The following is a 22,047-nucleotide window of genomic DNA, read 5'->3' on the forward strand; positions in this document are numbered from 1 at the left end:
TATATGCCTTTCAAAAAGCTTGCGGCTTACCGTCGCAGGTGGACATCAATATACCGCATTTCCCGCGAGCGTGTCAACACCTTCAGCGCCTTTTTCTCAACTTTTTTTAATTTTTTTTGTTTTTTATATCTACAGCAACAACCACCAAGATGTTCTCTTATTAAAAAAAACACGAAAGCACTTGATAAATTCTTGGGGGGGGTACAATAGGCTTTGCTGATTTTTTTCAGCGGAATTTCTTTTTAAGGATAAGTTTATGAAAAAGATTTCTAAGATTTTGTCTGTGCTTGCGGTTTTTGCTTTCGCATCCTCGTCTGCAATATACAGCCAGAATCCTCCGAAAGGATTTGTGAAAATTCCTGCCGCTTCAATCAAAGGAAACGAGACTTGGTTTCCAGAATCAAAAGTATTTGTAAGCGGACGCAGGCTTGAGATCGCCCCGTTCTACATGAGCGACCATGAGGTAACACGCGGAGAGTACAAGGCTGTAATAGGAAGCGACCCAAGCTTTACCGGTACATATCATCAGCACGGCAGTATTTACCGTTATGACAAGTATGGCGTTGAATACAATTGTCCTGTAACCCGAGTCAGCTGGTTTGATGCGCTTGTATACTGCAACACGCTTTCTATAAAGGAGGGTTTTACACCTTGCTATGCAATTGGCGGAGAGACAGACCCTGCAAAGTGGGAAAGAAAAAAAGAAAAGATTTCGAAAAGGAAAGCCGAGAGGCTTTATAAAATATGGGACAACGCAACGTGCGACTTTACGGCAGACGGCTACCGCCTTCCGACAGAGGCTGAATGGGAATGGGCTGCGCGCGGCGGCGAAAGCTACAGGTATGCCGGCAGCAACGACGATGAAAAAACAGCCTGGGTTTCCGGCTATTTTAACCCTCAAAGAACAAGCGAGGTAAAGCTCAAAAAGCCAAACGGCTACGGACTTTACGACATGTGCGGAAACGTAGCGGAATGGTGTTGGGACAGGAGCGGAGAATACAGAGGGTTCGAGGAACATGAAACTGCCGACTCCCCCTTATACTTTTTTTATCTATGTGAAGATATATCAAGCGACACTCCAGCTACAGGCTTGGCTTCTGGCGTTCGCCGCTGTAGACGTGGCGGGTTTTTTGATAGTCCTCCCTCTCGCTCTGATGTTGTCTTCCGAGAAGCCCGCACTCCAGACTCCAGACAGAGTACCGGTGGCTTCCGCGTTGTCCGCGCTGCAAAATAGCGTTCATATACCCTTGCGTGTACACGGCAGGTAGGCTTATGTGTTCTTGCAAGGCCTCCTGACAAACACTGGGCAGACCCCCTGACGTGTGCTGGGCAGGCGTCCTGCCCAAAATTCTCTGCAAGGGGTGCTGACAAAAATCATTTGTGTTTTTTACTTTTTTTTCAGAGGCTATTTATAAGTGAAATAGTCGTTTGCACCCTTTTTTCCATATCCTGGCTCAGAATCATAAACTGTGTGGTAGAAAAACAGGCGCACAGTTTCCCCTTCCTGTTTTGTCAAAAAATAGACATTGAAATTATAATTTTCATTTTTATCATAACGAAAGTTTCTTTCATCATAAAACAGCAAATCTTCATCAGAGAAATCAAAAGAAACAGAATCACCTGAAAATTCGCCTTTATAAGCTCCCTGCCAGCCCCATCTTTCATCAAAAACTTCGCAAACAACTTTATCCAAGCAATCTGCATTTTTGACTGAAATTTTTTCAAAGCTAAGAATTCCGTTTTCATATTTCTTTTCAATATAAGGATTGCTTAATATCTTTATTTCACCTAGCAAATTTTCACCTTTAGCCACAACTTCAACAATAGCTGAATAACCAAGGCGCACAGATTCTTTTCCGGTTTCATTATGATTAAGATTCGCATAAAAGCTGTATTTTTTTCCGTTGTCAACAAAAGGAAAATAAACGGTTCTGTCATTTCCACTCAAATCGATATAAGCCGTTGTCTGCCAAAATTCATCATCTTCGGATTTATAAATAATGTCCGCGCCATTGCAACCATCCGGCAAATTGGAAAGCATAAGCTGAACTCCATTTCCGCTTGGAGAGTTATAGGCAGAAAGGCAGTTTATTCCAGTTTTTTCTTCATTGTTTCCGTTGGAATTAACAATGCCTGATATTTTTTCTTCATCAAGAGAACCATCAGCCTTGCAACCGCAAAACATGAACAACGCAATAAATGCGCAAAGTGAAATTTTCAAAAACTTTTTCATAACAAATCCTCCAAGAATTTATAGAAATGCCCATTCAAAAAGAGCGACTTCTATTCTACCCCCCCCCGGGATTTGTCAAGAGGTTTTGAAAAATTTTACTATTTTACATTTGCGCGCCGATTTTATAAAATGATTTCATGCTGAATTTTTACGGATTAATCATTGCGTTTGTGTCGTTTTTTGTAATTGGAATTTTCCATCCGATTGTTATAAAAGGCGAATATTATTTTTCTGAAAAAATCTGGCCGGCGTTTCTTGCGGCTGGAATTTTGCTTTGCGCGGTTTCTGTTTTTACAAGCGGAATTGTTTCGATTCTATGTGCGCTCACGGGAAGCGCGTGCATTTGGAGCATAAAGGAACTTAAAGAGCAGACCAAGCGAGTTCAAAAAGGCTGGTTTCCGCAGAATAAAAAAAGAAGTCAAAATGCTTCAACGCAAGAAAAAATTTCAGAAGCAATAATAATCCGGCCGATTCAAAAAAAAGACAACGGGCAACTGGCTTCTATAATCCGCGCAATATTTGAAGAGTTCGACGCGCCAAAAGAAAATTCAGTTTATTCAGACAAGGCAACAGATTTTCTTTTTGAAACATTCAGCGAAAATAAAAAATCAGAATATTTTGTTGCGGAACAGAACGGAAAAATTCTTGGCGGCTGCGGATATTTTCCAACCGAAGGACTTCCGGCGGATTGCGCAGAAATTGTAAAATTTTATCTTTGCCCGGATTCACGCGGAATGAAAATCGGAACAAAACTTTTCAGACTTGTTGAAGAACGCGCAAAACTTGCGGGCTACAAAAAACTTTACATTGAATCGTTCCCGCAGTTTTCAAGCGCAGTTTCAATGTACAAGAAAAACGGCTTTGCAGAACTTTCTTCACGGCTTGGAAATTCCGGGCACACTGCGACAACAATTCATTTGATAAAAGAAATTTAAAACGACCGGCACGCCATGTATGCGATTGTAAGCGCGTCCTTTGCGATATTTTTTATAACTGCGTATTCGTTCGGCTGATGCGCAAGCTCATCCATCGTTGACCAGACAACAGCATCAATGTCGACGTTTCTAAGTCCTGCGGCAACAGTTCCGCCTCCAATGCCAACAAAGCGCGGTTCGATTCCGTGGACATTCTTAATGGCTTCAAAAAGTTCTTTTGCAACAGGAGATTCCACAGACGTTGCTTTTGACTGTTCAGCCTGAAGCTCTTCAACTTGAATTTTCACGCCGTAAATTTCTTCAGTTTCCCGAATAATTTTATTCACTTCCGCGCGCACTTGGTCAAGAGAATACTGCGGAAGAATGCGGCAGTCCGCGCAGAAAACATCATCGCCCGGAATTATATTCACGCCGGAAACATTCTGGTATTGCATTGTCGGCTCAAAAGTTGAACGTGAAGGCTCAAACATTTTGTCATGCGCACTGAAAACTTTTTCAAGTCCGTGAACCTTTAAAGCAAGATAGCTTGAAGCAAGTTTTGCATTGCAGCCTTGATCAGGACGAGAACCATGCGCCTGTTTTCCAATTGTGTGAAACTTAAGCCAAAGAATATTTTTTTCCGCGACTTCGATTGTCTGACCTAAAGAATCTCCGCCGTCAGGAATAAGAATTCTGTCATTTGCTCCAAAAATGTCCTTGTGGTTTTCTATCAGAAAATTCATTCCGTACTTTGAGCCGACTTCTTCATCAGCCATAAAAAGAAGCTTGATTGTATGAGCAGGAACAATATTTTGCTTTACAAAACTCAACGCCGCAAGAACTCCGCTGCAAAGTCCCTGCTGATTGTCTTCAACTCCTCTGCCAAATATTTTTCCGTCCTTTTCAACAGCTTGCCACGGATTTGTATTCCACATAGAAAGCTCGCCAACAGGAACAACATCAAGATGCGCGCAAACCCAAATGCAAAAATCATTTTTTTCACCCGGAATTTCAGCGACCAAATTCGGACGAAATCCGGCAGGAACTCTTGAATCTGGAGCATCATAATGCTTAAGATTTTTTATTCCATTTGACAAAAGCCAGTTTTCAAGCGCCGCGCATTTTTTTTCTTCGCCCTCGCCGCCGTTTTCAGGAGCAAGAGCAGGAATAGAAGTCAAAAGTTTTTCAAGCTCCACCATGCTGCAAGTATTGTTTTCTATGTAATTTTTTATTTTTTCAAAATCAGAATTCATTTTTGTGTCCTAGAATATTTTTGAAAAATTATAAAACAAAAAAGCCGCCTGTTTCAACAGACGGCTTTTTACAAAACTAATTTTCGTTGTAGTACTTTAGGTAAGCGTCATAGGTTGACTTTATCAAAGTGTCAACATCGCTGTACTTTGGTTCCCAGCCAAGAACTTCTTTTGCAAGTTTAGAAGAAGCAGTAAGCTGAGCCGGATCTCCTGCGCGCCGACCAACATATTCAGCAGGAATTTCTTTTCCCGTTATGCGGCGTGTTGCTTCAAGCATTTCTGTAACTGTAATTCCGTTTCCTGTTCCAAGGTTGAGTGTAAGACTCTTTTTGTTCTTGGCAATGTATTCCAAAGCAAGAACGTGAGCAGAAGCCAAATCCGTTACATGAATGTAATCGCGGATGCAAGTTCCGTCGCGTGTGTCGTAGTCGCTTCCAAAAACTTTTAGCTTGTCGCGCTTTCCGCAGGCAACTTCCATCATTACAGGAAGAAGGTTCGCCGGATTTCTTTCAAGTCCGTAAATAACGCCTTCAGGATCGTAGCCGGCAGCATTAAAATATCTAAGAGCCGCAAATTTCAGATTCTTAAGCTTGTCATACCAGCCCATGAATTCTTCAATTTTAAGTTTTGTAAATCCGTAGTAATTTTCAGGATTTTTTGGATGATTTTCATCAATCGGAAGATACTGAGGCTCGCCAAAAGTCGCCGCGCTTGAAGAGAAAACCATGTTGAGGCAGTTGTGGGCAACGGCAGCATTCAAAATATTTAAAGTTCCATTGATGTTGTTTATTGAATATTTTTCCGGGTAAATCATAGACTCGCCGGCAGCCTTAAACGCAGCAAGATGAATAAAAGCATCAAATCCGCGGGCAAACGCTTTGTCCAAATCTTCCGGGTGAAGAATATCGCCTGCAATGAATTCATTCTTCTTAAAAAGATTCTGGATAAGTCCGCTTGAAAGATTGTCAAAAACCGTAACTTCGTGGCCTTTTGCCATAAGCTCTTTTACAACGTGGCTTCCGATATATCCTGCGCCACCAATAACTAAAACTTTCATTTGCTCCTCCATCTTGGATTAAACTAAAAATATAATAATCCAATAAAAGTAATTTTTCAATTTATATTAAAAAAATTGCGCAACAAATTGCACAAAACTTTCATCACGAAACTCAAGAAAACGCCTCAAGTTTTTCCGCGGCACAAAGCCACTGAGCATTAAGCTCTTCAAGTTCCGAAGCGATTTTTGAAATTTGCGCCTGAACAGATTTTGCAGTTTCGCCATTTGAATAAACTTCCGGCAATGAAAGCTGATTTTCAAGTTCGGATTTTTTTTCTTCCGCCTCAAGAATCATGGCTTCAAGTTTGTCCGCTTCTTTTTGAATTTTTCTTTTTTCGGACTCGCGCTTTTTCTGCTCTTCCCAAGAAAGTTTTGATTCAGTTTTTTGCTCTGATTTTTTTGCTTCGGGAACTGAATTTTTTTCACCTTCCGCAGACTGCTCTTCTTCAATGCGCTGCATATAATATTTGTAGTCGCCGACAAATTCTCTAAAAACGCCGGGATGAAGCTCCAGAACTTTTGTAGAAAGCTCTTCGATAAATCCGCGGTCATGGCTTACAAAAACAACTGTTCCGCCAAAACTTTTCAAAGCTTCAAGCAGGACATCTTTTGAATGCATATCGAGGTGGTTCGTAGGCTCATCAAGAACAAGAAGATTCACAGGACGAAGCAAAAGTTCAAGCAAAGCAATGCGGGATTTTTCTCCGCCGGAAAGCACATTGATGCTTTTAAAAACATCGTCGCCACGGAACAAAAACGCGCCAAGCATATCACGAAGTTTCGGAATAAGTTCAAGAGGCGCATTGTTTTCCAGACGCTCAAGAATCGTTTCGCTGCCATTTATTTTTTCCGCGCTGTCCTGACTAAAATATCCGACTGAAACTCCAGCTCCAAGTTTTACAGTTCCTGAAAAATCGTGGTCAATTCCTGCAATGATTCTAAGCAAGGTTGATTTTCCGGCTCCGTTTCTTCCTGCGACAACAAGACGCTCGCCATTCTCCACAACAAGATTCAGATTTTTTATTACATCAGGTCCGCCGTAATTTTTGCAGATATTTTCCAGCGTAAGAACAAGCCGGCCGGAATGGGGAGATTCTGGAAAACTAAAATGAATTTTTTTAAGGTTTTCTGGAATTTCAATTTTGTTTTCAAGAATTTTATCAAGCATTTTTTGACGCTCTTGAGCCTGCGCCGCCTTTGTCGCCTTGTAGCCGAAACGCTTTATAAATTCTTCAAGATGCTGAATTTCCTGTTGCTGCTGTTCATAGGAAGCAATCAGGGATTCAAGCTCAACTTTGCGAACTTCCTCATAATGTGAAAAATTTCCAGGGTAGCGTTTTAAAGTTCCATTAAAAAGCTCATAGACTTCATTTATTGTGTGATCTAAAAAATAGCGGTCATGGCTTACAAGCAAAAATCCGCCTTTAAAATCCGCAAGAAATTTTTCAAGCCAGTTGCGCGCTTCAATGTCAAGATAGTTTGTAGGCTCGTCAAGAAGAAGAATGTCCGGGCCGCACATGAGAGCTTTTGCAAGCGCAATACGCATCTGCCATCCGCCGGAAAATTCTTCAGTGCGCTTTGTAAAATCAGAACGCTCAAAGCCAAGTCCAAGCAAAACTTGTTCCGCAAGAACTTCACGCCTGTACCAGCCGCTGTTTTCAAGTTCAGCCAAAAGTTCTGAATGCTCAACCGCAATCTTGTCAGAGTTTTCAGGATTTGATTTTAAAAGCTCGCCAAGAGAATCCGCCTTCTTTTGAATTTCGTAGCCCCAGTCAAACGCCTTGTCTGCCTCTTCTTTTAAAGTGCAGCCTGAATGAACAAGCCCACTCTGAGGAAGATATGCAATGCGCGCATCTTTTTGAGCAATCCGTTCGCCAGAATCAGGTTCAGAAATGCCTGCCATTATTTTTATCAAAGTTGATTTTCCTGCTCCGTTCGCGCCGGTAAGAGCAGCCTTTGTTCCTGCCTGCAAATTCACAGAAACATTCTTTAAAATATCTCTGTCGCCAAACGCAAGCGAAACTTTTGAAAACTGAATAAACGCCATAAAAAACCTATTTTAAAAAGTCAGCTCAAATTAATAATTTTTTTTTGAATTTTGAAACTGGCTCAGTTATTTTATTTTTGAAAAAACAAAACCATAGAATTCGCAGGAAGTGAAACTGAAGAATATTTTCTTCCAAAACTATCGTCGTATTTTTCAATTATATTCGCATAAGCAAGCCTAAGTCCGTTGACTTCTTTTTTATAAAGGAAGTTGACTTCACGGCTGGCATTTTCAAAATGGAATGTTGCAACTCCGTCCCAAGAAGACTTAAGAGTTCCGTCAAGAAAATATTTCATTTCAACAATTCCAGAACCTTTTGAGCCTGAAGAAATTACAGACGGAACAAGCTTAGAAAATCCATTCCATCTGAAAATATTTCCATCGTTGAAAGAAAGTGTTCCGTAGTTTCCGCTTTTAAAATCCGGTCCAAGAGTCTGAATAGATTTATAAAGTCCTTGTCGCCTGTTTTTTTCCGCAGAAACGATTTCTTCGATTTTTACATTTCCATCAAGCGAAACAAAATTGTAAGTCTTTGGTTTTCCGCCTTCGTCTGTGTATTTTACAATTATGAATTTTGAATTCCGCGGAACAATTTCAATTGGAGAATCTTTTGCCTTGTAGTCTCCGTTGTCAGCTTTTTCAAATTCAGAGTACGGAAAACTTACATTTAAATTCGGAAGGCTGATTTTTGTAGTGCCGGAAACATAGCCTGAATCAAATCCGTAGCCCGGAACAACATAATCCAAGTCAATCTGCTTTTTTGAAATCATGGCTCTGTAATATTCAGGATACCAAGCAGTCGAAAGAATTTTTTCAAGAGTCTCATCGGCTTTTTGAGCTTCAACAACTTCCGAGCCGATTCCGTAAGTTCCGTCCAAGTTCATTTCAAAAAGCCTAAGATTGTAGCTAAAGCACCAGCCTTCAGTTCCGTTGTCAGTAAGAACATGAAGCCATTCGCCAGGAAGAGGAACGCCGCCGTTTGTTGGAGAAACGCCCTTTCCTTTATAAAGCGTGCGGATAACTTCATTTTTGCGCAGGCGGTAAACTTGCTTTGAAGTGTTCACTTTTTCCGCGCGGATTGGAAGTCCGTCCAAAATGCAAAAAGCATATTTTCCTTTATATTCAGAATATTTTTGAGCGCGCTTCAACGCCTTTGATTTCGATTCAGGAGCAGAAAGTTTCCACAGAGGAACTTCAATTTTTTCTTTTGTTTCAGGAACTCCGATTACATAAACTTTGGAAATATTTGACTTTAAATAAACAGGAACAACTGTTCCGTCTGGAATTTCTTTTTCGCCGACATTCCATAAAAGAACTCCGTAGCCAATGATTCCAGAGCATGAAGAAAAAATCAGCATGAACAATGAAAATGCAAAAAGAAAGAATTTATTTTTCATGGCGGATATTTTACAGGATTTCATCATAAAGTTCTACAAATGAAGCAAAATTGAATTTTTATATTTTTTGATATAATATGAAAACATGAAAGACGAAACAATTCCATTAAGAAAAGACGTTCCGGCGGAATACAAATGGGACCTTACACAGCTTTATAAAACAGACGATGAATGGGAAGCGGATTTTAAAAAAATTCCTTCGCTTGTAAAAAATTTTGCATCATTTAAAGGAAGACTGGCGGAAAGCAGCAGCATTTTTCTTGAAGCCTTAAAAGCAGATGAAGCTCTCGACCGTCAAATTGAAAAAGTCTATCACTACGCAAGCCTTAACAACGAGGCTGACCAAGGAGACAGCACCGCGCAGGAAAAATACAGCCGCGTAATGATGGCATACACAGCAGCTTGTTCTGAAACAAGTTTTTTTACGCCGGAGCTTCTTGCAATTCCAGATGAAAAAATAAATTCCTGGATAGAGCAGCCGGAATTTAAAGACTACAAAATCTACATTCAAAAAGCACTTCATGCCAAGCCGCATATTTTAAGCGAAAAAGAAGAACGCATAATGGCTCTTCAGTCTGAATCAGGGCAGACAACCTCAAATGTCTTTTCACTTTTAAATGACGTTGATATGAACTTTGGAACAGTAGAAGTTGAAGGAAAACAGCTTCCGCTCACACATAGCACTTGGAGCGACTTTGAAGAAAATCAGGACAGAAAAATCCGCAAGGAAGCTTATGAAAAATTCTACGGAGTATTTGAAAGCCACGCAAACACTCTTGCAGCTTTATATTCAGGCTCTGTAAAAAACGACATTTTTCATGCACGGGCGCGCGGCTACAATTCATCTTTGGAAGCAGCTCTTTACGGCGACAAAGTTCCGGTAAGCGTTTACAAAAATCTTATAGAAACAGTTCACAAAAATCTCGACACCCTGCACAGGTATTACGAAATCCGCAGAAAAGTTCTCGGAGTTGAAGAACTTCGGCACTATGATGTTTATGTTCCGCTAGTAAAATCTGTAAAGTCAAAAATTTCTTATGACGAGTCTGTTGAAATTGTAAGAAACGCGCTTGCAGTTTTGGGAAGCGAATACACAGACACTCTTTGCGGCGGACTAAAAGGCGGCTGGGTTGACCGTTTTGAAAACAAAGGAAAAAATTCCGGAGCATTTTCAAGCGGCTGCTACGAAGGCTATCCTTACATTCTTTTAAATTACAAAGACACTTCATTGCGCGACGTTTACACAATGGCGCATGAGGGCGGACATTCAATGCATTCCTGGTACAGCGTCCGCAACAATCCGTTCATGTCTTATGAATACACAATCTTTGAAGCCGAAGTTGCGTCCACATTCAATGAAGAGCTTGTATTCGAGTATCTTCTTAAAAATGCAAAAGACCACGAAATGAAAAAATATCTTTTGTCTATGCGCGCGAACGATATTCTTGCAACTTTGCACCGCCAGACAATGTTTGCAGAATTCGAGCTGAAATGCCATGAAGCTGTAGAAAACAACGAGCCTTTAAGCACAGAAGCAATCCGCAGTATTTACAGAAAACTTTTGGAGCAGTACTTCGGACCTGCAATGAAATTTGAAAAATCCAGCGACATGGAAGGTCTTCGCATTCCGCATTTCTATAACGCATTCTATGTCTACAAATATTCAACAGGAATTTCCGCAGCCCTTGCGCTCGCAAAAAGAGTTGTCAACGGAGGAAAGCAAGAACATGATGACTACTTCAAATTCTTAAAGTCCGGCGGATCAAGATACCCAATTGAAAGTTTGAAAGTCGCAGGCGTAAATATGGAAAGCACAGAACCAGTTCAAGCGGCTCTTGACACATTCAAAGAGCTTGTTGATCAGTTAGAAAAAGAACTTCTGTAAAATCAAACGATGTGCAGAAAAAAAGCCAGCTTTTTCAAAGCTGGCTTTTTTAGTTTTAAATGTAAAACCTGAATTTACTTTTCAAGAATAAATTCTACACGGCGGTTTTTCCAGTTCACATTTGTATCCTTGCGGTCTGCAACTGGTTCTGTTCCGCCTTTTCCTTCAACAGAAAGACGAGAAGAATTAATTCCTAATTTTACAAGATTACTCTTAACAAATTCCGCGCGCTGTTCAGAAAGAGAAATCAACGCCTTGCCCCAAATGCCTTCTTCAGTTTCTTCCGCAGAGTTGTCAGAAATTCTATTTGCGTGTCCAACAATAGTAACTTTGTAATCCTTGAACTTTTTAAGAATTTCAGAAACGCGCTTTAGAACACGAGCATTGTTGTCAGCCTGCGCCTGCGTAATTCCAGCCTTAATAATTTTTCCATTCGCATCAACAGTTCTTACGCCAAAGTCAGCTTCATTACTTCTAAAAATAATCGAAGGAATTTGCATTTTGAGTTTGTCGCCATCGCGGACAACAAGAACATCAACATTTATAACACCTTGCGCAGTGCTTGACATTCCGAGTTCATCGTAAGCTGTAAATTCAAACGGATAATCTTCCGCAGACTGAACAATTTCGCCATTGTTTCCGCGGCCGTCCCAAATGATTCTTTTTGTAATTGAAGATTTTCCGCTTGTCTTCCAGAATGATTTTCCGTTTCTGTCTTTGATTGTAAAGTTCCAATTTTTAAGTCCAGCAATTGTCTGGCATCCAAGCTCAATGAACAAGTCGTCATCGTTGCCGTCGTTATCCGGGCTGAAATATTTTGGAGCAGTTCTAACAGAAAGCGCAGGCGGAATTGCCGTGCAGATAAAGCTTGAAGAAGCCGCGTCCACAACATTTCCCTTTGCATACTCAACATGAAGCTTTCCAGTAAATGTTCCTTCCGCGATTTTTTCATCCGATGTGTCGCCTGCCCAAGTAATTGCAGCCGGAAGATTTTCGCTGTCATTGCTAGAGAAAGTTTTTACAACTGAATTAGCCGAATCAACAATGTCAAATTTCCATGAAGAAATTCCTTCAGCAAGAGAAACTTTTATATCGAATTTCTGGGCATCAAGAATTCCGTCGGCATTAGGAGAAATGCCTTTGTATTCAGCAGTAACAAATCCTGTTACAGGACGCGCGTCCAAAGAAATTCCTGCAATCGTTGTGCTTCCAGAATTTCCTGCCGCATCCTTTGAAGAAACTGCAAGCGAATAACTTCCATTTGCCGCTTTGTTTCCGCTGTCGTCTGTTCCATCCCATGCAAAATCCAAAGCCTTAGAATTATTCCAGGCAAAAGTTTTTACAACCTGATTTTTCGCATTTTTAATTTCAGCATTCCATTTTGTTTCAACAGAGCAGTCTTCAACTTTTACAGGAATTGTCTGCCGACTTGAAATTCCGTCTGGAGAGAAAACTGTATAAGGCGCAGAAATTTTTATTGAAGGCGCAACTGTGTCAAGGACAAATTTCTGACTTGCAGCTTCCGCTTCTGTTCCGCTGTTTGCAACTGTTTTTATAACAGCAGAATAAGTTCCATCTGCGCACCTTGTTCCATCATCAGCAAGTCCGTCCCAAATAAATGAAGAAGGAATTTTTCCAGAACCTTTAAAAGTTTTTACAGCAGTTCCATTGAAAATCTTAAGCTCATAAGAATCGATTCCGCTAGAAGCTTTTGCAACTGGAGTCAAAATAACTTTGTCCTGAATTCCGTCCCCGTTCGGTGAAAATGCAGCCGGACTTACAGAAAGCGCAAGTTCAGTTTTGCTTGTGTCAAGAACAAATTCTTTTGATTCCATCAAATTGCTGTTTCCTGCAAGTTCAGAAACTTCAAGAACATATTTATATTTTCCGTCTTTTGCAAATTGCCCTTTGTCATCAAGTCCGTCCCATTCAACGGAAGCAGGAAGAACTGTGTCAAAGTCAAAATTCTTTACAGCATTATTATTTTCATCAACAATTTTTCCTGTCCAAGTTTTTTTTCCAGTGTAGGCTGGCTCCGCAACTTGCTGCTGCGAAATCTGGAATTTATTTTTTCCATTGAAGACTGTATTCGCCGGAAGAGAAACAGCCGCTTTTGGAGCTTCATTGTCAAGAACAAAAACAGGAGAATAAACAGCCGCAGGCTCATAGCCATTCAAGTACTTTGCGGTTATTTTTGCACGGTATTCTCCATCAGCTAAATTTGCACCCGAATTATTTTTTCCATCAAACAAGAATGAAGAAGGCGGATTTGTTTTTCCAGATTTTGAATAATAAACTTTATCATCGTCTTTTCCTACAATGGAAATCTGCCAGTCAGTAAGCGAGTTCACACTTGCAGAAGGAGAAGGAATTGCAACTGAAAAATTAATTGTCTTTCTTGCAACAGCCACGCTTCCTTTTGGAGACGGAGCAAAATATCTTGAGCCGTTTATTGAAACTGCGGTTTCAGGTTTTTCAGCAGAAAAAATTATATTTGAAATTCTTGCTTGCTCAGAAGTGTTTCCTGCCAAGTCAGTCGAAGAAATTTCATAGTTATAAATTCCATCCGGCATAATTGACTTGCTTTCGTTTGTTCCGTTCCATTCAATTTCAAGCGGCGAAGAGTCTTCCCATTTGTATGAGCGGACAAGATTTCCCTGGGCATCTGTTATTTTGGCAGTCCACAGTTTTTCAGCTGAACCTGACTGCCTGATTTTCAACACAGCCTTGTTTCCTTCACCAAAAATTTTATCAGCGCCTTCAAGTTTTGCAAGATTGATTTCCGGAGGAGTATTGTCAACAACAACCGGCAGCTTTGAAGTTGTTGCAGTATTTCCATTGTCATCAGAAGCCGTAAACTGATAATAATAAGTTCCGTCCTGCGCCAACGAACCGTCATCCAAAAATCCGTTCCAGACAATTATTGAAGGAATATCAACGCCGCGCTTTGGAGTTATCAATGTCTTGAAAAAAGTTTTAAAAGTGAATTTTGAAGGAAGCGAAATTTTGTTTCCGATTGTGCGCACAACATTTCCAGCTTCATCGGTAATTACAAAACTCCATTCTTTCACATAGCGTTTTTCGCGGATTTTCAAAGGAACTTCAAGCGTGTCCTGAATTCCGTCGTTGTTCGGTGAAATATAAACAATGCCAGGCTCGGCAAAAAGTTCAGAAGAAAAACTGAGCGCAGAGCAAAGTGCAAATGCCGTAAAAATTTTTCTAGTCGTTCTTTTCATTTTTTATTCCTCGTTCCAAAGAATGATTTCAGGAGCATCGGTGTCTTTCAATCCCAAGTCAAGCCTTGCGCCAAAACTTACAGCCTGAATCCCTGAATAAAGTGTCTGAGTTGCAATAGAAGGCGTCACTTCGCTTTTTTCCCAGTCGGCATTAGTTTCTGAAAATTTCTTAGAAGTGATTCCAAGCTTCAATGAAACGCCAACTGAAATGCTGTTCACGCCGTCAGCATTTCCTTCTACAATTTCGCGTATATTCGCCTGCCAGCCAAGAGACAAGCGGATAAATTTGTTATATTCAAATCCAAGTCCCAAATCCATTACGCAATTCTGAAAAAATGGAAAAGCAAAATCCGTGCTAAATGAACCAGCCCATTTTTTTACTTCAAAAACAGTCGAAGCAAAAGAAACTCTTGGAGTAAACGGTGAAGGATAAGATGAAGAATCTTTTTTGTCATCAATTCCAAGCGTTTCATAATCAGCAGATTTTCCAATATTTAAAAGCGAAACTCCAAACCTTGGATTTGTAAAAATGCTAAAGCTGTTCATTTTGTAAAGCGCACCCAAATCTATTCCCACAGAAAAATCAGAGCCGCTTCCCATGTAAAGCCCGGCGTACGTATTCGCGCCTACGGAAAGTTTTTCATTGACTTCTTTTGACAATCCGGCGTGAAAAACCAAAGTCTTTCTCAAATCCATTCCGTAAAAATCAGCAAAAAGAGCATTTGCAGTAAGCGAAAAAACAGACCATTTTGTAGGAACAATCATTCCAGCCTGAAATCCGCCACCAACAGATTTATCGCTGCTTTCGCCTTCAATTTTTATTTTATCAAAGTTATAAAAAACAGTTCCGCTAAAATTAATATCAGCACGCTGCTCGCCGGCAGTAAGGGCAGGGTTATAAGTTATGGACGCAGGAACGATTGTAAAATTCGGGCCGCCAGCAGCAGATGCGGCGCCAGACATAAGCTCAGGATTTGAAAGCCTATAAAGATCCTCGCCACCATAAGGCGGATTGTAAGCAAACAGTTCAGCCATGCATACTAAAAAAGCCGCCGCCAAAATTACTTTTTTCATAAAGTAAACCTCCAGTTTCAAATTATAACAAAAAATAAAACTATTTCAAATGGAATACAATTTTTATTTGCCGCGAAGCAAAGCGCGCTCAACTTCATCTATAACAAAATCAGGAGTGCTTGCTCCGGCAGTAAGTCCGACAATTTGTAAAGAAAAAATTTCATCAGGAATTTCAGAAGCATCTTCTATGAGCGCAGTTTTTCCGCAGATTAAAGAAGCCGTTTCAAAAAGCCTGCGTGTGTTTGCGGAATTTTTTCCGCCAATAACAAGAATCGCTTCCACTTTGCCTTCAAGTTCTTTCAATGCGTTTTGCCGCTCCATTGTCGCCGAGCATATAGAATTGAAAATTTGGACTGAAGGATTTTTCCGCTTTAAAGCCGAAGCAATTTTTTCAAACTCAACAGGACTAAATGTCGTCTGCGCAATCAAAACTGTTTTTTCAGGAATTTCAATTTTTAAAGCTTCCTCCGCGCTTTCCACAACAACAGCATGATTTTCCGCATAGCCCGAAATGCTTACAACTTCGCCATGATTTTTGTCGCCCGCAATCACAACAAGAAAACCTTTCTTTGCCCATTCAGCCGCTCTCTTCTGGCTAAGGTGAACTCTTGGGCAAGTCGCATCAAGAATTTCCGCACCCTGATTTTCAAGAGCAGACACAACTTGCGGCGTAGTTCCATGCGCACGGATTACAACAACCGAATCGCTTTTCGCTTTTTCAAGAGAAGAAGGCTCAAGAATCTGCGCGCCTTTTTTTTCAAGCGAATCCATAACAAGCGGATTGTGAATCAAAGGTCCAAGAGTAAAAACTTTTTTCTGTCCATTTTTTTCTGAATTTTCAAGAGCAGCGGAAGCAGTTTCAACAGCACGCCGGACTCCCATGCAAAATCCAAGAACTTTGGCACGAACAACTTTCAACAGAAACTCCAACGCCAGTTTCAAAATTCTGTTATTTCTTAAAACTGACTTACAAAAGAAAAAAGCCGCAACCAAAAAAGTTACGGCCTTAAAATAATTCCTTATCAAACAGAAAAAATCCGCTTAAAGCAATCTTTAAACATTCTGTGCTGACTTAAACGAAAGAACATTTTTGTTGTTATGCGGCCTTACGTGGTTCGCAAATTCTCCCGGCTCCCAGTTGCGGCGCATAAAAGATACAAAACCCGGAACAATGAGCATAGAAGAATAACATCCAGAAACAAGACCGACTGTAAGAACAATCGCAAAGTCCTTTATGCTTCCAGAAGTAAAAATAAGAAGCGCAACAGAAGCGAACATCGTTGTTACAGTTGTGATAATTGAGCGCGACAATGTTTCAGAAATTGAAGCATTCAAAATATCGTTAAAGTTCTTTGTCTGAATCAAGCTGATATTTTCGCGCACGCGATCCAAAATAACGATTGTGGCATTGATTGAGTAACCAAAAATCGTAAGAACCGCCGCAAAGCTTGTCGCAGAAAATTCAACCTGTGTCCAGGAAATGAACGAGAACATTATAAGACAGTCATGCAAAAGACCGATTATCGCGCCAGCCGCAAAGTCCCAGTGGAATCTTATTGCGCAGTAAATCCAGATTGCAAGCAAAGTTACAACTGCAAGAATAACAGATTTGATTGCATTGCTGCTAGAAAATCCTGAGCCTACAAAGTCAGTTTTAATAATCGCAACATTGCTTTCGCCGAATTTTTCCTTGAGCGAACCGATAATTCCTGCCTGAAGAGAATCAGATGAAGTGTCATTCTTTGAAATTGCTGCGCGAATCTGGAAACTTCTGTTTGAATCGTCTCCAAGTTCCTTTACTTCAACGCCTTCAGAAGCAAGAGCCGAGCGAACGTCATCAATAGAAACATTTGTTGACGCATCTGAAACATAAAGCAAAACAGGAGCATCTGCGGAAAGTCGAGAAGTTGAAGAGCTGTCCAAATAAATTCCGTAAGAACTTACATTTTCAGCGCCTTTTACAGAAACTGAAAGTCCGTCAACTTCCGAAAGAGAAGCCGCAATGTCTTTTATAGAAGGATTCTGCGCATAAGAAAAAACTTTAGTTTCGTTTTCCGCCCCAGTTCCTGTTATAACAAGTTCCAGTGCAGTGCTTGAAGTTCCAACGCTTATATTTGCAGAGCCGTTGTAGGAAATTTCAATAGCAGCCGGACCAATGCGGACTTCTTCCAAAAGACCAGGCACAAAGTCAATGCCGAAATTTATTCCGCGGATAAAAAATCCTGCGATTCCAAAAAGAATCAAAACTGAACTTAAAACAGCGCAGGCAGGAAATGCTTTACTGAATTTTTTTACTGTTTTCATTATTTAATCCCCCAGCCAATGCTGATATTCTTTACTTTTAAGACTTCTGTCTGGAAATCAAATATAAGGCGAGAAACAACCAAAGCTGTAAATACAGTTGAAACTACACCAATCGCAAGGCTCACTGCAAATCCCTGAACGGCACCGCTTCCAAGCTGCGTCATAAAGATTGCGGCGATAAATGTTGTGATATTTGAGTCCATGATTGCCCAGAATGCGTTGTCAAATCCCGCGCTTACACTAGAAGCTCTGTCTTTTCCAAGGCGGCGTTCTTCTTTTATGCGCTCAAAGATAATAACGTTCGCATCAGTTGCCATTCCGATTGTAAGAATCATACCAGCAACAGTCGGCAAAGTGATTGTAAGATTAAATGCGCTCAAAATACTGAACATGATATAAAGGTTCAAAACCTGAGAAACACAGGCGTTTATTCCAGAACCTTTGTACCATATAAGCATGAAAACCATAATTGAAAGAAGACCAACTGCAACTGCCAAAAGTCCCTGGCGGATTGCCTGTTCTCCCAAAGAAGCTCCAATTACCTGCTGGCTTTCTACGCTAAGCGGAACATCAAGCCAAGCCGTCTGCAAAACCTTGCGCAAGTTCTGGGCTTCACGCTGTCCGAATCCTGTAATCTGAACGTTTCCGCCTGTAATGGCAGTATTTATAGTAGCATTTGACTTGATTTTATTATCGCTGATAATGCAGAGATTTTCGCCAACGTGCTCGCCAGTGAATTTTCCAAAGATTTCAGCGCCTTCAGCATCAAGAGAGAATGTAACCGCAGGACGTCCTGTAAGTTCTTCCGCGCCGACATCAGCAGATTTTATGTGCTTTCCATCAAGAGCAACTTCTTTTTTTACAACAAGATAGCCTTCGCGCTGATCAAGTCCGTAAGCGTCCGTTGTGTAGTATCCCAAAACTTCGCAGTCATCAGGAATGATTGAAGGGTCAACAAGATTTCCTCTTATGTCAAAAGTTGTGTCAGGATTGTTGTAATAATAAGCGTTGAAATTTGAAGTAGCTTCATTGTCAACAAGTCGGAAATTCAAAATTCCGCGTCCCTGAATTATCGAGTTAATCTGGTCAGCTTCTGCAGAACCAGGAAGCTCAATGTAAATTCTGTCTTCGCCCTGCTGTCTGATTGTTGGAGAACTCAAGCCAAAGCGGTCAATGCGGCTTGTCAAAGTTTCAACAGCCTGAGCCATTATGTCAGCCTTTAAAGTTCCTGTGTCCACAACAGTATCGCCCTGCTTTGCAATAACAGAGTCAAGGTCAGCCTTTACAATCACGTTCATTCCGCCTGAAAGGTCAAGACCAAGCTTTACAGAATTCTTATAATAATCTTTTGTCTTAAGAATCTTTTTTCTATAAATTCCTTCGATAAAAGAAGCAAGCTCTGATTTTGAATCAAAAGAATTCAAAGCGTCTTTCAAAAGAATTGTGGCAGGAGCTTTTTCTCCGGCAGCCTTGAAATTCTTCTTTGCCTGTTTTACAAGCCACTGGCTGTCTTCTGGAACTGGAACTTCTGAATTTGCTTTTACAGCATCAACTAATTTTCTAACTTCAGAATTAGCCCTGAAACTTGAATAACTTTTTATATTTTCCAAAGAACTCAAGGCAAGAACCTTGTCCTCTTTTGGAGTGCGTACATACCAGCTGATTGACGGCCACAAAAAGGCAAAGCAAACAGCCAGCACTGCAATAATCATAAAAAGCCGGCTTTTCTTACTCATCTTTCTTTTCCTCTGAAGCAGCAGGCTCTTTGTTTTCCGCGCTAGCTTTTGGCTCTTCTTTCTGCTTTTTTCCTTTCTTTTCTTCAGCTTTTTCAGCAGGCTTGTCAGAAACAACAGTTGCAATTGCAGAGCGGTTGAATTCTATTTTTGTATTTTCATCAACTCTTATTGTAACGACATTTAAATCTTTTTTTACAGAGCTGACAGTTCCGTGGATTCCTCCGATTGTAATTACTTTGTCGCCCTTCTGAAGCGCATCAAGCATTTTCTGAAGCTCTTTCTGCTTTTTGTTCTGCGGACGAATCATAAAAAAGTACATGATTCCTATGATGAGAATGAGAGGCAAAAACATTCCAAATCCGCCGCCCATAGCCGCAGGATCAGCTGCCTGTAACAAAAGTGAATTAAACAACATATTAAATTCCTTCCTTCATAATTAATTTAAAATGGTATAGAAGAATAACATTATTCGCATAAATTTACAAGAGAATTATTTAGAGCAATTCATTCACAAGCTCAAAACTTTCTTGCAATAATTCGAAGTGATTTTTTTTCAATGAAAGGAAATTATCTTCCAAGCAGTTTTTCAAGCTCAGAATTTTTACTTAGGTATAAAGAATTTGACGGATCAAGAGCAACAACTTGCTTTAAATAATACTGCGCGCGTCTCCAGTCTTTTTTTGCATAGTAAATTTCATAAAGCCTGTAAAGAGAATCCTTGTTGCGCGGGTTTGCAGTCAAACTTGCCCTTAAATCCGCCAAAGCAGAATCTTCAGTTCCTTGCATCTGGCTGCGCTCAAAATACAAAAAGCTTTTCATTTTTTGGCTGGCGGAAGGCAAAAGGCTTGAAATGAGCTGCATTGCTGAATTTTTCTGCCCGGAAGCAGAAAGAACTTTTACGTAAGCCATGCACGAATTTTCATCAGCAGGATTTTCCTCATAAGCCTTTAACGCAAGGTTCATCGCCTCCGTGTTCTTTTTTAATGCAAGGCAAATATCGATGTGCCTGAAAAGCGAAGTTTTTTGCGCTGAAGGAATCTGCATAAGATGTGAACTTAGGGAATACGCCTTTGCATAATCGGATTTTTTTATGTATTCATCCAAAAGAATTTCCATTGCCTGAACATTTTCTGAATCTTTTTCAAGAACTTTTTCAGCAAGCTCAAGAGCCGTCATTCCATTTACAGAAAGCCCCGCAACAGAAGCAGTTTGTGCGGCAATAAGCAAAGTTTCAGAATCATCAGGATACAAATTAAGAGCAGTTCCGGCAGTTTCTATAGCGACGGCATTATTCTTGCTCCAGTCGCGCAAAAGCTGTGTGCGCAAAAGATAATATTCCTTGGAAGCGGTGTTTTTCTTTTCAACGGCATCAAGCAAGGAAGAAGCCCTGATATAATCCTGTTTTTCCATCAGGATTTTCGCGCGAAGCAAAACATAGCTTGTGTTGTCCGGCTCAAGCAAAAGAACACGCACAACAAAGCCTTCAGTCTTGTCAAAGTCCCCAAGGTGAAAAGCTGACAAGGCGCAAGTCTTTAAAAGGTCTGTATCCTGCGGAAATCGCGACAAAAGCTCTTCTCCAAATGAAAGTGCAAGCTCATAGTTTCCAGTCAAAAAACAAGCCTTTGCCACGGATTCAAGAATTTCTTTTGTTCCACCAGCATATTTTCCATTGCTAAGCTTAAAATATTCCAAAGCCTTTTCATTTTTATTCTGCTTTAGGCAAAGAGTTCCCATAAGATAATTTGCAAGAACTGAATCAGGACAAAGCTCAAGAGCAAACTTCAAAGAATTTTCAGACAGCTCATAATAATCTTCAATTGTTCCAGATGAAGTCAAAAGAACCAGCGACGGAAGCATAATGGAAAGAAAATCAGAGCGGTTCATGCTTAAATCATAAATTCCCTTCTTCGCGCTTTCAACAGCACCAATGTACTGGTTTGTCCTTGCAATAGGCGGAACGCTCCAAGTTACGGCTTCTGACGGCCATGCAAGCTTCATAATTTCCGCAGAAATATAAAGAATGCTTTTTTCAGCGTCGGAATAGTCATCGGGAGAACTTTTATGAATTGAAGCGGCAGCCTGCCTTAAGCTCTGCGGAGAACCGATTTCCACAAGGCGCATTGTTTCTTTATCTATGGAAGAAAAAAACGACCTGTCTTTTGAAGGAGCAACCTGAACCGCAACTGCTGGTAAATTTTCTTCGGATTTCGGCACAGGAGAAGGCGCGCTTGCGCAAGAGAAAATAAATGGCAATGTAGCAAAAACAAGATAAAAAGTTCCGCGCATTTTCCGTAAAGAAATTCTTTCTGAAATTGTGGCTTCTCTAAAAAATCCAGCCGCAGTTTTCCTTAAAGCAAACTTTCTAAAAGTTGTCATCTGAAGAATCATCCTTCATATACGGAAATTCCTCGCTGTTTATTCTTTGAACTCCATAAACAAGAATAAGAAGAATTCCCAGAACAAAAAGGACTATTGGCCAGAAAACCGAAATAAATTTTGCAAACGAAATATGGAACACATGAAGCGAAAAAAGCAGGAAAATAATTCCCAGAATAAAAAGCGCGACAGACGGAAAAAAAAAAGCCGTCCTGATTTTTTTATAAATGAACAAATCTGAAACAAGAAATGCAAGCCCGGCATTTATTACAATAACCGGCCAAAGTTCTTTTAAATTCAAATGCAAAAATTCTATGTTCAGCAAGGCAAAAAAAATGCTGTCAAACACAAGCATGAATCCCAATGCAATGTAAAGGCTGCGTTTTCTTAGTCCTGCAGGAGAAACTTTTTTTGTCCGCTCAAGATTTTCCATAGTTTCAATAAATAATAAGACAAATTTCAATTCTTGACAACGGCTTTTAAAAACTTACAGGAACAACTTTGCGCTTCAAACTTTTTAATTGAAAATACTTTC

At 40.4% G+C, this 22,047-nt stretch carries 17 protein-coding genes; 4 read left to right on the forward strand and 13 right to left on the reverse strand.

What is annotated here, in order from left to right; translation table 11 throughout:
- Positions 1-210: hypothetical protein (locus Q0H92_RS06815; RefSeq protein WP_296013233.1), on the forward strand; the 210-nt coding region annotated here is incomplete at its 5' end.
- 46 nt (positions 211-256) lie between these two features.
- Positions 257-1,234, forward strand: a complete 978-nt coding sequence (locus Q0H92_RS06820) for a formylglycine-generating enzyme family protein (RefSeq protein ID WP_296013235.1) — start codon at positions 257-259, stop codon at positions 1,232-1,234.
- Between the two features lie 171 nt (positions 1,235-1,405).
- Here Q0H92_RS06820 and Q0H92_RS06825 read toward each other — a convergent pair whose 3' ends face one another.
- Positions 1,406-2,233, reverse strand: coding sequence for a hypothetical protein (locus Q0H92_RS06825; RefSeq protein ID WP_296013237.1), 828 nt, complete (start codon positions 2,231-2,233; stop codon positions 1,406-1,408).
- Between the two features lie 137 nt (positions 2,234-2,370).
- Between Q0H92_RS06825 and Q0H92_RS06830 the strand changes: the two genes are divergently transcribed.
- Positions 2,371-3,168: a DUF4491 family protein gene (locus Q0H92_RS06830; RefSeq protein ID WP_296013238.1), complete on the forward strand. Its 798-nt coding sequence runs from the start codon at positions 2,371-2,373 to the stop codon at positions 3,166-3,168.
- Here Q0H92_RS06830 and Q0H92_RS06835 read toward each other — a convergent pair.
- The 4 genes from Q0H92_RS06835 to Q0H92_RS06850 form a co-directional block, all read right to left on the reverse strand.
- A complete protein-coding gene (locus Q0H92_RS06835) occupies positions 3,165-4,400 on the reverse strand; it encodes a M20 family metallo-hydrolase (RefSeq protein ID WP_296013240.1) in 1,236 nt (411 codons plus the stop codon). The two genes, Q0H92_RS06830 and Q0H92_RS06835, sit on opposite strands and share 4 nt — an antisense overlap.
- A gap of 76 nt (positions 4,401-4,476) precedes the next feature.
- Positions 4,477-5,457 carry a UDP-glucose 4-epimerase GalE gene (gene galE, locus Q0H92_RS06840; RefSeq protein WP_296013241.1) on the reverse strand — a complete coding sequence of 327 codons (981 nt, stop codon included), beginning with the start codon at positions 5,455-5,457 and terminating at the stop codon, positions 4,477-4,479.
- Positions 5,458-5,569: 112 nt separating this feature from the next.
- Entirely contained in the window at positions 5,570-7,504 is a 1,935-nt protein-coding gene (gene abc-f / locus Q0H92_RS06845) for a ribosomal protection-like ABC-F family protein (RefSeq protein WP_296013243.1), read from the reverse strand.
- Between the two features lie 71 nt (positions 7,505-7,575).
- Entirely contained in the window at positions 7,576-8,901 is a 1,326-nt protein-coding gene (locus Q0H92_RS06850; RefSeq protein ID WP_296013245.1) for an SH3 domain-containing protein, read from the reverse strand.
- An 85-nt stretch (positions 8,902-8,986) separates the two neighbouring features.
- On the opposite strand from Q0H92_RS06850, the gene pepF reads away from it, so the two are divergent.
- On the forward strand, positions 8,987-10,786 hold the full coding sequence (pepF, locus tag Q0H92_RS06855) for an oligoendopeptidase F (RefSeq protein WP_296013247.1): 1,800 nt from the start codon (positions 8,987-8,989) through the stop codon (positions 10,784-10,786).
- 74 nt (positions 10,787-10,860) lie between these two features.
- Here pepF and Q0H92_RS06860 read toward each other — a convergent pair whose 3' ends face one another.
- From Q0H92_RS06860 to Q0H92_RS06895, 8 genes are all read right to left on the reverse strand, one after another.
- Positions 10,861-14,022, reverse strand: coding sequence for a FlgD immunoglobulin-like domain containing protein (locus tag Q0H92_RS06860; protein WP_296013250.1), 3,162 nt, complete (start codon positions 14,020-14,022; stop codon positions 10,861-10,863).
- Between the two features lie 3 nt (positions 14,023-14,025).
- A complete protein-coding gene (locus Q0H92_RS06865; protein ID WP_296013252.1) occupies positions 14,026-15,096 on the reverse strand; it encodes a hypothetical protein in 1,071 nt (356 codons plus the stop codon).
- Positions 15,097-15,159: 63 nt separating this feature from the next.
- Positions 15,160-16,014 (reverse strand): 4-hydroxy-3-methylbut-2-enyl diphosphate reductase, encoded by an 855-nt coding sequence (gene ispH, locus Q0H92_RS06870; protein WP_296013254.1) that lies wholly within the window; start codon positions 16,012-16,014, stop codon positions 15,160-15,162.
- Between the two features lie 135 nt (positions 16,015-16,149).
- On the reverse strand, positions 16,150-17,400 hold the full coding sequence (secF, locus tag Q0H92_RS06875; RefSeq protein ID WP_296013256.1) for a protein translocase subunit SecF: 1,251 nt from the start codon (positions 17,398-17,400) through the stop codon (positions 16,150-16,152).
- Positions 17,400-19,136 (reverse strand): protein translocase subunit SecD, encoded by a 1,737-nt coding sequence (gene secD / locus Q0H92_RS06880; RefSeq protein WP_296013258.1) that lies wholly within the window; start codon positions 19,134-19,136, stop codon positions 17,400-17,402. The genes secF and secD overlap by 1 nt, the downstream gene beginning before the upstream one ends.
- Entirely contained in the window at positions 19,129-19,551 is a 423-nt protein-coding gene (yajC, locus tag Q0H92_RS06885) for a preprotein translocase subunit YajC (RefSeq protein ID WP_296013260.1), read from the reverse strand. The genes secD and yajC overlap by 8 nt, the downstream gene beginning before the upstream one ends.
- A 152-nt stretch (positions 19,552-19,703) precedes the next feature.
- The gene (locus Q0H92_RS06890; RefSeq protein ID WP_296013262.1) at positions 19,704-21,512 is read right to left on the reverse strand and encodes a hypothetical protein; all 1,809 of its coding nucleotides are present in this window, start codon (positions 21,510-21,512) and stop codon (positions 19,704-19,706) included.
- Positions 21,499-21,945, reverse strand: a complete 447-nt coding sequence (locus Q0H92_RS06895; RefSeq protein ID WP_296013264.1) for a hypothetical protein — start codon at positions 21,943-21,945, stop codon at positions 21,499-21,501. Before Q0H92_RS06895 ends, Q0H92_RS06890 begins: the two co-directional genes overlap by 14 nt.
- Positions 21,946-22,047: the final 102 nt, after the last annotated feature.

The sequence above is a fragment of the uncultured Treponema sp. genome, from assembly GCF_934725225.1.
In the GTDB taxonomy this organism is placed as follows: domain Bacteria; phylum Spirochaetota; class Spirochaetia; order Treponematales; family Treponemataceae; genus Treponema_D.